This is a genomic window from Hymenobacter seoulensis, from assembly GCF_054780535.1.
The window spans coordinates 486289-498477 of record NZ_BAAGWD010000002.1 but is presented as its reverse complement, the minus strand read 5'-3'; the positions used below and the strand labels follow the sequence as shown (position 1 = coordinate 498477).

7 protein-coding genes are annotated in these 12189 nt (G+C 59.1%); 5 read left to right on the top strand and 2 right to left on the bottom strand.

The annotated features are described in order from the left end of the window. Positions 1 to 34: 34 nt before the first annotated feature. The gene (locus ACYVHC_RS09945) at positions 35 to 2230 is read right to left on the bottom strand and encodes a T9SS type A sorting domain-containing protein (protein ID WP_460613571.1); all 2196 of its coding nucleotides are present in this window, start codon (positions 2228 to 2230) and stop codon (positions 35 to 37) included. Positions 2231 to 2620: 390 nt separating this feature from the next. Between ACYVHC_RS09945 and ACYVHC_RS09940 the strand changes: the two genes are divergently transcribed. Genes ACYVHC_RS09940 through ACYVHC_RS09930 form a run of 3 tightly spaced genes read left to right on the top strand, consistent with a single transcriptional unit; the run spans position 2621 to position 8717 of the window. Next, on the top strand, positions 2621 to 3991 hold the full coding sequence (locus tag ACYVHC_RS09940) for a sigma-54-dependent transcriptional regulator (RefSeq protein WP_460613570.1): 1371 nt from the start codon (positions 2621 to 2623) through the stop codon (positions 3989 to 3991). Positions 3992 to 4010: 19 nt separating this feature from the next. After that, a complete protein-coding gene (locus tag ACYVHC_RS09935) occupies positions 4011 to 7589 on the top strand; it encodes a PAS domain S-box protein (protein WP_460613569.1) in 3579 nt (1192 codons plus the stop codon). A gap of 51 nt (positions 7590 to 7640) precedes the next feature. Beyond that, entirely contained in the window at positions 7641 to 8717 is a 1077-nt protein-coding gene (locus tag ACYVHC_RS09930) for a flavin-containing monooxygenase (RefSeq protein ID WP_460613568.1), read from the top strand. A gap of 390 nt (positions 8718 to 9107) precedes the next feature. Here ACYVHC_RS09930 and ACYVHC_RS09925 read toward each other — a convergent pair whose 3' ends face one another. Then, the gene (locus tag ACYVHC_RS09925; RefSeq protein ID WP_460613567.1) at positions 9108 to 9488 is read right to left on the bottom strand and encodes a T9SS type A sorting domain-containing protein; all 381 of its coding nucleotides are present in this window, start codon (positions 9486 to 9488) and stop codon (positions 9108 to 9110) included. Between the two features lie 175 nt (positions 9489 to 9663). Between ACYVHC_RS09925 and ACYVHC_RS09920 the strand changes: the two genes are divergently transcribed. Together ACYVHC_RS09920 and ACYVHC_RS09915 are read left to right on the top strand one after the other, a co-directional pair. After that, the gene (locus ACYVHC_RS09920) at positions 9664 to 10782 is read left to right on the top strand and encodes an NAD(P)/FAD-dependent oxidoreductase (protein WP_460613566.1); all 1119 of its coding nucleotides are present in this window, start codon (positions 9664 to 9666) and stop codon (positions 10780 to 10782) included. Between the two features lie 145 nt (positions 10783 to 10927). Further along, positions 10928 to 12130, top strand: coding sequence for a type III polyketide synthase (locus ACYVHC_RS09915; protein ID WP_460613565.1), 1203 nt, complete (start codon positions 10928 to 10930; stop codon positions 12128 to 12130). The last annotated feature ends 59 nt before the right edge of the window (positions 12131 to 12189 follow it).

Below are 12189 nucleotides of genomic sequence, written 5' to 3'. Positions count from 1 at the left end.
AGATAAGGATAGGTGGATAAAGGGTAACTACTACCTAGCGGCCTTGCACCAGCAGGCGCTGCGCCGCCACTTGCTGCCCCGCATTATTCACGAGCACTACCTGGTACAAGCCAGTTGGCAGCGCCGAGGTAGCTAGTGCGGCGTCACTGCCGCTAACTGTTTGCTGGCTTACCAAGCGCCCCTGCATGTTGTAAAGCATCAACTGATAAGCTCCGGCGGGCAGGCCCTGCCATTCGGCTCGGACTACCTCGGTGGCGGAAGCAGGGCTCGGGAATACCGTTAGGGCCGGGCCCTGCGGAGCAGGCTGCACCACGGCTACCTCCGAGAAAGTTTCTTTTCCGTCCAGGTCCACCTGCCGCAACCGGTAGTACAGTACTGCCGAGCGTACAGCGGAGGCATCCGCGTCGCGCAGGGTGTAGTGCCGGGCCCCGGTGGAGTTGCCAGCCGCTACTAGGCGCCCTATTGCCTTGAACTCAGACTTGGTACCGATGGCGCGCTCCACCAGGAAGTGGCTGCTGTTGAGCTCCGATGCGGTCTGCCAGTGTAGCACCACACTCGTACCGCTAGTTCGGGCCGTGAAGGCAACCAGCTGAACTGGCAGCGGAGCAGGCCGATTAATGGTGGTTGGGAAGCCTACGGGCCGGTCTTCAGCAAAGCCGTAGTACACCTGCGTATTGTTGAGCAGAGCTACGCCGTTGTCAATTTCAATTTCAACCCAGTCGAAGTCGCGGGTGGTTAGGAAGGAAACCTCCTGACGGCCATCGGCGAGCAGCTCCAGCTTCAGAAATGAGCTACCAGAAGCACTTTCTACCAGCACGCTGCCATCGGTACCAGTAGAACCCGTACCGGTTCCGCCCGAGTAGGTGTTGATTTTGATGTTAGAGAGCAGATTCACATCAAGTAAGCCGGAAGCAAGGCCTAGCACGGCGCCTGCCACATTGCCGGCCCGGCCGGCCCCATCGAGGCGAAGCTTCAGGCGGGTGGTGCCGCCCAACGCTAGCGCCGTTTTGATGGTGGCGTAGTTGGTGGTCACGTCCTGGTCGGCGGCATTACCGGGGTTCGTGACGGAGCAGCCAATACAAGCCAGGCTGTTGTTGACCTGAAAGTTACCGGCCGGATCAACAAACTCCGAAAGCAGCGGTGCCTGATCTTCAAATACGCGCGGTTCTACTCCAAATCCGTAATACAGGCGCAGGTCGTCAGTTACACTCGCCAGGCTGGTGCGCTGAATTTCAACTCTATCAAAGGGCTTGGTGGTAGCAAAGTTCACGTTGTACTGCTGGTTGGGCAGCACGTTCAGGTCGAGCAGGGCGGCACCAGAGCCAGACTCTTGCGCCACACCGCCTAGGTAGGTAGTTACCTTCAACTCGTCCAGCACCCGGGCATCGAGCACGGTGTTGCTGCCGAGCACAAACCCGGCGTGGTAGCCGGCCGGGGCCGCACCTTCCAGCTGCGTCTGAAACGTGGTGGGGCAGCTTACATCCAACAGAGAGCCTAGGGTGGCGTAATTGGTTAGGCTCTGGTCAACGGCGTTGAGCGGGTTGCTCACGTTTGAATTTACGCACACCGTCAGGCCATCGGTGCTAACGCTGGTGCTGTAGCTGCTGGCCGTGGGCGCCGCAAACCTCGATACGTAGCCCAGGGCCGTTTCCACTACATTGGCATCAATGGCATAGCCGTAGTAAACCTTTAGGTTGTAGTTTAGGCTTAGCAATGATGCCGCTTCCAGCTCCAGTTGGTCGAAGGGTTTGGTGGCCAGAAACTCAATCCGGGTTTTGCCACTCTGACTACCTAGTAATTCCTTGACTAGCGTGGCATCTACGGCTTTTTCTTCCTGAAGCACCGAGGTAGTGCCGTTTTTCAGGTAGGTGCGCACTATCAGCACGTTGGCAGTGCTCAGGGGCAGCGAATTTAGCACCCCACCAATGCGCTCTACCGCGAAGCCTGCCCGGTAGTTGGCCGGCGCCATTGACGCTAAATCGACGCGCAAACGCAACGAACTGCTTACCAGCGAAGTGGGCACATTCATTATTGCGCCCGAGTTGAAGTTGGTGTCGCTTACGCGCTCCAAGCTGTCGATGCGCCCAAAGCAGGTGGTTATTTCAATGCCCGTGATGGGCACTTCGGTAGTGGTGCAGGTCCGGATGGTACGGCTTCCGTTGGGGCCGGTGTTGGAGTAGATGGGCGCACTGGCGGCCCAACCGGTTTGCAGGCCCAAACTGAGCAGCACGGCAAATGCAAATATGCAAGAGGGTAAAAATCTGTAAAAGAGGCTCATAGCGCAGGTAGTTAGCTGTCACTCATAAATAGTTATGAGCTAACTCAACCTTATCAATTCCGTCGCCATTGTGCTGCCATAAATACTTACTATTGAGTATCAGTAACTTATTAGTATCATAAGAACTATATATTGTTCCATTCCGAGATTCCCAATCCTAAAACGAGAAAGTTTGGTATAGCCGGATTTCCCGCTTATACTCGCAGTATCGCCCTATTCCTCTGCCTCACGGCCTCTGAAAACTTACTTTCCAAGAATTGAATATTCCAATGAACCGTATCTCCGTATCCGGAATTATGATTGGAACGAATCATTCTTGCTGCATCCCTCTTCTACTTTTCCATGAGCGTTTTATTACCTGTTTGCATTTTTATTGTCGAGGATAATGCGTGGTATGGTGAGCTTCTGGAATACAAGCTGGCCCAGAACCCCGATTACACCATCCGCCGCTTTACAACCGCGCAGGCCTGCCTTGATAACCTTTCCGACAAACCCGATATCATCACGCTGGATTATTCCTTGCCCGATGGCCAGGGCGACCAGGTGCTCCGCCAGATTAAGGAGCGCCTGCCGGAGGTAGCCGTCATTGTCATTTCGGGTCAGGAAGATGTGCGCACAGCTATCGGCTTGCTGCGCCAAGGCGCCTATGACTACCTAGTAAAAGACGAGGAAACCGCCGACCGCCTCTGGAACACCGTGGGCAACATCCGCAAGCAGATAGAGCTGCGGCAGGAAAACACGCGCCTGCGCGAGCAAATCGGGCAGAAATACGACCCTAAGCGCGCCATCCTGGGCGAGAGTCCGCAAATCAAGCAGCTCTTTACCCTCATTGAAAAGGCGGCCCGCACCAACATCACCGTTTCCATCAGCGGCGAAACCGGAACTGGCAAAGAGCTAGTAGCCAAGGCTATTCACTTCCGCTCAGAGCGGCGCAACGGAGCATTTGTGGCCGTGAACGTGGCCGCAGTTCCGCGCGAGCTGATAGAAAGTGAGCTGTTTGGGCACGAGAAAGGCGCCTTTACGGGCGCTATTGCCCGCCGCATCGGCCGCTTTGAGGAGGCGCACCGGGGCACCCTGTTTCTGGATGAGGTAGCTGAGCTCGATATCAGCCTGCAGGCCAAGCTGCTGCGCGTGCTGCAGGAGCGGGAAGTAACGCGTGTGGGCAGCAACACCCGCATTCCGTTTGATGCCCGCCTGATGGTAGCTACTCACCGCGACCTAGCCCAGGAAGTGCAAGAGGGCCGTTTCCGCGAGGATTTGTACTACCGGCTATTGGGCCTCCCAATTCAGCTGCCGCCGTTGCGCGAGCGGGGCCAGGATATTCTGCTGCTGGCCAACACGTTTCTGCAGGACTTCTGTACCCAAAACAACATGGCGGCCTGCCGGCTTTCGGCGGCGGCTGAGCACAAGCTGCTGCACTACGCCTTCCCGGGCAATGTGCGGGAGTTGAAAGCCGTGATGGAGCTAGCCGCCGTACTAGCTGAAAACGACGAAATACAGCCCCACGACCTGCCTCTGCGCCATCCTCAGGCAGCGGCGCCCGAGGCGGGAGGTGAGCTGGCTAATGAATCGTTGCGCCTCCAAACGGCGGCCATTGTGCAGCGCTACTTGGATATGCACGAGGGAAATATTCTGCAGGTAGCGGCCAAGCTACAAATCGGTAAGTCTACCATTTACCGTATGGTACAGAACAACGAGGTCCGCATCCGCTGACCTGGCACCGGACCATACTATGAGTTCTATCAGCACCCGTCATCTGGAGCGCCAGCTTCGGCACACGCGCATGGCTTGGCAGCAAGCGCAGCAGGAGCTGGCCGAGCTGAAAAGCCGAACCCAAGCTGCCTCAGCGCAAGCCGCCGCCCTGCTCGATACCATGACCACCGCCATCCTGGCCGAAGACCAGGACCATGTGGTAACGCTGCTGAATCAGCGGTTGTGCGACTTATTTGGCCTAGCAAACCCGCCGGCGTACTACCTGGGTCAGCGCTCCGAACTGCTGTTGCAGGAAAGCCGCACGAAGCTGCATCAGCACACTGCCGCTGAACAGCAGAATGCCCGCCTGATTGCCGAGCAGGAGCGCGTGAGCGGCATGCTGCTGCGGCTGCGCAACGGCATGATTCTGCAGCAGGATTACCTGCCGGTGGTACAGCAGGGCACGACGCGCCTGCACATCTGGAGCTATGAGGATGTAACGGAGCGCCAGCAGGCGCAGGAGCGCGTGCAGGAGCTTTCGCGCCTCGCGGAGCAAAGCCCCCAGCCCATTATCCGGTTTAACCGCGCCGCAGAGGCCCAATATGCCAACCCGGCCGCAGCGCCGGTACTGGAAGCCTTGTATCAGCCCACCGAAGCCGACTGCCGGCAGCTCATACAGCGGGAAATTGCCCGGGCCCTAGCCACCGGCGAGCCCCGAACCGTGGACAAGCAGCTGGCCGGTGAGTTCTACCTCTGGACCATTGCCCCGCTCTCAGAGGAAGAAGGCGCCAATCTGTACCTGACCAATATCACGGCCCGCCGCCGCGCCGAGGCCGAACTTATGCGCAGCCAGCTATTCACGGCCCGCATCAACGACACGGTACCTACCATCGTGTTTATCTACGACCTGCTCACCAACACTATTCAGTACTGCAACCGGCAAAGCGAGGTGCTGCTGGGCTATGCTCCCGAGGAAGTGCTGGCCATGGGCTCGGAGCTGGGCCAGCGCCTGCTCCACCCCGATGACCGCCTGCTGGCGCTTACCAAAAGCCCGCAGCGGCTGGTGATGCAGGATGGCGAAGTGATGAGCTCCGAGTACCGGGTAAAGCATCGGGATGGCTCGTGGCGGTGGCTAAGCCTGAAGAGTACCTGCTTTACCCGCCAGCCCAACGGCCGGGTGTGGCAGATGGTGGTATCGGCGGCTGATGTGACGGAGCGGCGCCTCACGGAGGAAGAGCTGCGCCAGAGTCGCCTGTTTGTGGAGCGCATCACGGAAACCACGCCCAACCTGATTTATATCTATGATATAGAAAAGGAAGCGAATGTGTACTGCAATCAGTTTATTGAAACAGTGCTGGGCTACACCGACCAGGAGTTGCAGGAAATGGGCGACCGAATGCTGGAGAAGATAATGCCCGCTCCTGAAGCTGTGCGGCTGCGCAAGCACTTTGAGGAAGTAGCCACCCTAGCCGATGGCCAGATTCTACATCTGGAGTACAGCCTTTACCACCGCGACGGCACGTTGCGCTGGCTGCGCAGCAGCAATACCCCCTTTGCCCGCGATGCGCAGGGCCGCGTAACCCAGGTGGTAGGCTCCGGCGAGGATATCACGCGCTGGAAAACCGCTGATGAGCAGCGCCGCTCGGCCACCCGCCGCCTGGCCGAGCAAAACCGCCTGTTTCGCCAGGTGATTGATACCGTGCCCAACTTGATTTACCTCAAGGATGCCCGAGGCAATTACGTGCTGGCCAACCAGGCCACGGCTGCGCTGTACTGCCTCACCAACGAAGCCCTGCTACAAACCTCGGCCACGGAGCTGCAGCAACGCTTTCCGGACCTTATTCGCCACCGTGCCCTTGACGACCAGATCCTGAGCACCCAACAGGACATGGACCTGGAAGATACCTTTACAGATGCCCGGGGCAACCAGCGCTGGTTCCAGATCCTGAAGCGCCCGTTTGTACTGGCCGACGGCACCGTGCAGGTACTAGGGGTTGATAACGACATAACCGCCCTGAAACAGACGGAGCTGGCCTTGCAGCGCGCCAAGGAGGTAGCTGAGCAAAACGCCCAGGCCCGCCAGACCTTCCTGACCAACATGAGCCACGAAATCCGGACGCCGATGAACGGCATTATGGGACTGGCGGAGCTGTTGGCCAAAACTTCCCTGACGGAGCAGCAGCACCAATACCTGCATCATATCCGCTACTCGGCCGAAAACCTGCTGGTGGTCATCAACGATATTCTGGATATGGCCCAGCTTGGGGCCGGGCGCGTGCGGGTGGAGGCAGTACCATTTGAGCTGCAGGAAGTGGTGAAAGCCAGCGGCCAAGCTCTGCAAGCCAAAGCCGATGAAAAAGGCATCCGGCTGCGGCTGGAGCTTCCCTCAGACGGTGGCTCTATCTGGGTGCTCGGCGACCCATACCGGCTGCGGCAGGTGCTGCTGAACCTGCTCAGCAACGCCATCAAGTTCACGCAAACCGGCGAAGTGCTGCTCACCTGCCGCCGGGTAAGCCTAGCCTCAGAAGCACCGCGCTACCAGTTTTCGGTGGAGGATACGGGCATTGGCATTTCCGATGGGCAGTTGCAGCAGCTGTTTGAGCCCTTCACGCAGGCTTCGGCCAGCACCGCCCGCGAGTACGGCGGCTCGGGCCTGGGGCTTAGCATTTCGCGGGGCCTAGTAGAGCTGCTCGGCGGGGAGCTGAGCGCTGAAAGCCGCCTGCACCAAGGCAGCACCTTCCGCTTCACGCTGCAATTTGGCCCGGCCTCGGCACCGGCGCCGGCCCCAGAACCGGCAGCCCCCAATTACCAGGCACTCAGTAGGCGCCGGGTGCTGCTCACGGAAGATAATCGCGTCAATCAGTTTCTAATGCAGGCCATGTTGCGCGGCTGGGGCATGGTAGTGGATACCGCGTCGTCGGGCCCGGAAGCTGTGGCGCTGTTTCAGCAACATGCCTATGATGTGGTACTGATGGACATTCAGATGCCCGGCATGGATGGGGTAGCCGCCACGCGCCTGCTCCGCGAGCACCCAGAGTCGGCGCGGGCCGCCACGCCGGTAGTGGCTCTCACGGCTCACGCCATGCAGGGAGAAGCGGAGCGTTACCAGGCCGCCGGCCTCAACGCCTACCTGTCTAAGCCGTTCCGCCAAGAAACCCTTTTCCACCTCTTGCAGGAGTTGCTACCCCCAGCAACTACGCAAACCCTTTCTCCAGAACCACCAAAATCACTACCCATTAACCAGCCAGAAACCTCCCCGGAGCCGGCGGGCACCGCCGTGTACGATTTGAGCAGTTTGCGCAAATTCTCCAACAACGACGAAGCCTTTATCCGGCGGCTGGCGCACCTGTTTATCAGCACTACTCCGCCCACACTGGCCGAGCTAGAGCAGCACCTGCAGACGCGCAATCTGGCCCAGCTGGGCGCGGCGGCCCACCATTTGAAAAGCTCCGTGGATGGCCTGCACATTGAGGCCCTGCGCGACGTACTTCGCGCCATCGAAAACGCTGCCTATACCCCCGAAACCGCCGACTGGAACCAGTTGGAGCAGCAGGTGCAGGTGGTTCGGCAGACTGTGGACCTGGCCATTCGGCAGCTGTGGGAGGAATTTCCGGACTAGCCTCCGCTGGAAGCACAACCGAAAAGCCGCACCGCGGTTATAGTATGCAGCATGAATACTGAACCCCAGGTAGCCTCTCCCGAAATACTCGATACTGTGGTTATAGGAGCCGGGCAGGCCGGGCTGGCGGCGGGCTACTACCTGCAGCAGCAGGGTGTGCGGTTTGTGGTGCTGGATGAGCGCCCCACCGTTGGCCACGTATGGGCCTCCCGCTATGACTCGTTGCGGCTTTTCTCGCCGGCTTGGGCTAGTAACCTGCCTGGTTTGCCGTGGCCAGGCAACCCGCGCCGCTACCCAACCAAAGCGGAAGCGGCGGCTTACCTGCACGACTATGCCGCTCATTTTCAGCTGCCCGTACTCACCGGGCAGCGCGTTATCAGGGTGCAGCCTGCTGCCGATGGCTACCTCGTACTGACGGAGGTAGGCCAGCAGTTTAGCTGCCGCCATGTTGTGGTGTGTACCGGCCCGTACTCGGCGCCGCGCATTCCGGAGTTCAGTTACCAGTTGCCCGTCGGCGTGCTGCAGCTGCACAGTAGCGAGTACCAGCGGCCCGGCCAGTTGCCGGCTGCGGGGCCGGTAGCCGTGGTAGGCAGCGGCAACTCAGCCCTGCAGATTGCCGCTGATGTAGCCGCTACAGGCCGGCAGGTTTTTGCGGCCTACGATGAGAAAACGCCGGCCATGCCTAACAACACGGCCATGTGGGCGCTGCTCCTGACCACCCGCATACTGGAAGCCGGCCACGACACTTGGCTGGGACGCTACATGCGCAGCCAGCCCGAGCCCGTGGTAAGCGCCGATTTGCACAAGCTGCGGCGCCTGCCTAGCGTTCAGTTTATTGGCCGGGCCGTGGCGGCTACTTCCCAAGCTGAAATCAAAGGGCGGCAGGCAACTACACCGCCCCTAGGGGCCGTGGTGTGGGCAACCGGCTTTGCGCCCGACTACGGCTGGCTGCACGTGCCCGGCGCCCTCACCCCCGATGGGCACCCTCGGCACCAGCGGGGGTTGAGCCCGGTTCCGGGGCTAGCGTTTCTGGGGTTACCTTGGTTGCACAGCCGCCGCTCGGCGCTTATGGGTGGCGCTGCGGCCGATGCAGCACATGTAGTAGACAAACTATTGAAAAGGACATAATTATACTGCAACTACCTACCCCACTTAGGGGTTATACTTGTATCAACTTCGCAGGCAGCCCGAGCTTCATGGCTTTTCCTGGGTGCGAGGTTTTCTTTTCTCTTAATCCTATTTTGTATGACGCTGCTGATTTTCCTCGGAATTGCGCTGGCTACTGCCCTGCTCGGTTTCGACACGGTAAACAACCTGAAAGCAATGCTAAAGCCGATTCCGGTGCGCGCTCAAAACCGCCGCTAGTTTTCGGGCATACTGCCTTCTCATAGTAAAGCACCTCTACCGTAGGTAGAGGTGCTTTTTTATGGGTAATTGGGGCTGTAGCCTCACAAAAAAAGAGCAGCCACAGCACTGCTCTTTTAAATCAGGGAAATCAGGTTGAGCCTAGGCGTTGCCCTAGCGAATGACCAGCTTGCGCATTTCGCTGGCATTGTCGGCTTCCAGCTTCACGTAGTACAGGCCGTTGGCAAACTTGCTCAGATCGAGGGTGCGGGTGTACCGGTCGTTGAGTTCGGTCAGGGTTTCGCGGTACATCACCGTCCCGATGACGTTGAGCACGCGCAGCTCCAGCTTGCGGCCTTCAAACCCATTGATGGCAATGTGCACAATACCGGTGCTCGGGTTAGGATACACCAGCAAAGCTTTGTCTTCGCTGGTAGTCAAGCGAGTGGGGGCGGCAGGCTTACTGCCGGGCTGCGCTTCGGCTGGCAGCACAGTGCCGCTCAGTCCCAAAGCAAGTGGAACACACAAAAACAACACGCGTAGGAGTTTCATCATACAAAGCGGTGGGGGAGTAGCATGAAGGTCGTTACAGAATAGACAATAACGACGCGGATTGGTTTAGGTTAACAAAAGTAACAAGGCTTTTTATTTAGGTTGCCAGAATATAACTCATCTTCGATAAAAGACTTGCTTTTATCTTCTTTCTCACGCTTTTATCCGATGAAATAAGTTGGACGTTGTCATTATTGGAGGCGGACTGGGTGGATTATGCGCGGCCCTAGACCTACGCCAGCGCGGCCACAGCGTGACGCTGCTGGAGCGGCGGCAGTACCCATTTCATCGGGTGTGCGGCGAGTATATTTCCAACGAGGCCCTCCCCTACCTGCGCCGCCTCGGGGTTGATCCGGCTCCGTTGGCGCCAGCCGCTATTTCGGAGCTGCACATTAGCTCGCCGGCCGGCCGCGTGCTGTCGGCCCCTTTGGATCTGGGCGGCTTTGGCGTCAGTCGCTACCTGCTCGATGCCTTTCTGCTGGAGGCCGCCGTAGCGGCGGGTGTTACCGTGCTGCAGCAGACCACCGCCACCGCCGTCGCGTTTGACGCGGCCGCTGATCAGCACCACGTAACGCTGGCCGATGGCCGCCAGCTTACGGCGCGGGTAGTACTAGGGGCGTATGGCAAGCGCAGCTCCCTCGACCGCCAGTTGCAGCGAGCTTTTTTCACCCAACGCTCGCCTTACCTGGGCGTGAAATATCACTTGCGCTACCCCAGCATGCCGCGCCACCTGATTGCGCTGCACAACTTCTCTGATGGGTACGCGGGTATTTCGGCCATTGAAGACGACAAGTACTGCTTTTGCTACCTCACTACGCGCCGCAACCTGAAGGCCCACGGCACCATTCCGCAGCTAGAGGAGCACGTGCTGGCCCGTAACCCGCACCTGCACCACATTTTGGAGCACGCCGAAGTGCTGTATCCACAGCCCGAGGTGATCAACGAAATATCCTTCGCGCCCAAAACCTGCGTGGAAGACCACGTGCTACTGTGCGGCGATGCAGCCGGCCTGATTACGCCCTTGTGCGGCAACGGCATGGCCATGGCCATGCACGGCGCCCACTTGGCTTCACAGCGCATTGATGCCTTTCTGCGCAACCGACTAGCCCGCCCCGCGCTCGAAACCGCCTACCACCACGACTGGCACCAGCACTTTGGAGCCCGGCTGCGGGTAGGGCGGGCAGTACAGCGCCTGTTTGGACAACCGGTGCTCAGCGAAGCCGTGGTGAACGGCCTGCGGCTGTGGCCGGGCGGAGTGCAGGCCCTTATGCGCCAAACGCATGGGGCCGTTTTCTAACTTTTTGCGCCCGAGCTACTTGGCCTACTAGCCTCCGTTGGGCTCTGAACCGGAAACCAACCCGCCGGTTGTTAAATCGAATACAATCAAGCAAACAACGAAATATTACAACCTTCTACCTTGCTTTTATGCGTAAACTGCGCTGATGAGTAGTTATCTGTGTGCCATTGGCACAGCCAACCCGCCCCACCGTATTCCGCAGCTTCAGATTGCCGACTTCATGGCCAGTGCCTTAGAGCTGGATGAGGCCGGCACGCGCAAGCTCCGCGCCCTCTACCGCGTGTCGGGCATTGGGCAGCGCTTTACGGTGCTTCCGGATTATGCCCGCGCCAATGGCGAATTCGAGTTTTTCCCGAATACGCCGGGCCTGGAACCGTTCCCGTCAGTGGGCCAGCGCATGGCCGAGTACCGCCGCCACGCCCTGCCCCTTTCGGTGCAGGCCGTGCACGACTGCTTGCAGCAACTACCCGACGTAAAAATTGGCTCCGTCACGCACCTGATTACCGTGAGCTGCACGGGCATGTACGCTCCTGGGCTGGATATTGAGCTGGTAGCTGCTCTCGGGCTGCCGGGCCATGTGCAGCGCACGTGCGTAAACTTTATGGGCTGCTACGCAGCCGTAAACGCTCTTAAGCTAGCCTCTGCGTTTTGTCGGGCCGATGCCGAGGCGCGGGTGCTAATTGTGTGCACCGAGCTGTGTACCTTGCATTTCCAGAAAAGCCAAGCCGATGACCACTTGGTTTCCAATGCCCTGTTTGGCGATGGCGCAGCTGCTGTGCTGGTGCAGGGGCACCCCCGCCCTACCGGTGCCTGCCTGGAGTTAACGGCTTTCCACTGCGGCCTGGAGCCCGACGGACAGGCAGACATGGCCTGGCACATCAACAACTTTGGGTTTGAGATGACGCTCTCCTCGTATGTACCGCGCATGATTCAGCAGGGCATTGGGCGGCTCACCCAGGATTTGCTGGCCGAACTGCCCGTGGCGCTCGAAGACATTCAAGCCTTTGCCATTCACCCGGGCGGGCGCAAAATTCTGGAAGCCATTGAGCAGGCCCTAGGGCTCACCGCCCACGATAACCGCTTTGCGTACCAAGTACTGCGCGAATACGGCAACATGTCATCGGCCACAGTGCTGTTTGTGCTGCGCGACCTGCTGGCTTCTCTGTCTGCTGCTGATGCCAGTGCCCCCGTGCTGAGCTTTGCCTTTGGCCCCGGCCTTACCCTAGAAGCTATGCTGCTCACGGTGCTCTGGGATGGCAAAAAACAGAAAGCCATTCCGCAGAAAAATGCATTGGAGCGCACCACGCGGCAACCGCAAGATGCGGCAAACTTCACGGAGGCTCTGTAATTCTGATGTTAGCGCAGTGCGTTTGCCCCAATAGGCGCTCATTGATGCCGTGCACCCTT

What these genes read in the sequence shown, in the direction of transcription:
- ACYVHC_RS09930 (WP_460613568.1), top strand. Translation starts at nt 7,641, where the DNA reads ATGAATACTGAACCCCAGGTAGCCTCTCCCGAAATACTCGATACTGTG.
- ACYVHC_RS09940 (WP_460613570.1), top strand. Translation starts at nt 2,621, where the DNA reads ATGAGCGTTTTATTACCTGTTTGCATTTTTATTGTCGAGGATAATGCG.
- ACYVHC_RS09935 (WP_460613569.1), top strand. Translation starts at nt 4,011, where the DNA reads ATGAGTTCTATCAGCACCCGTCATCTGGAGCGCCAGCTTCGGCACACG.
- ACYVHC_RS09915 (WP_460613565.1), top strand. Translation starts at nt 10,928, where the DNA reads ATGAGTAGTTATCTGTGTGCCATTGGCACAGCCAACCCGCCCCACCGT.
- ACYVHC_RS09925 (WP_460613567.1), bottom strand. Translation starts at nt 9,488, where the DNA reads ATGATGAAACTCCTACGCGTGTTGTTTTTGTGTGTTCCACTTGCTTTG.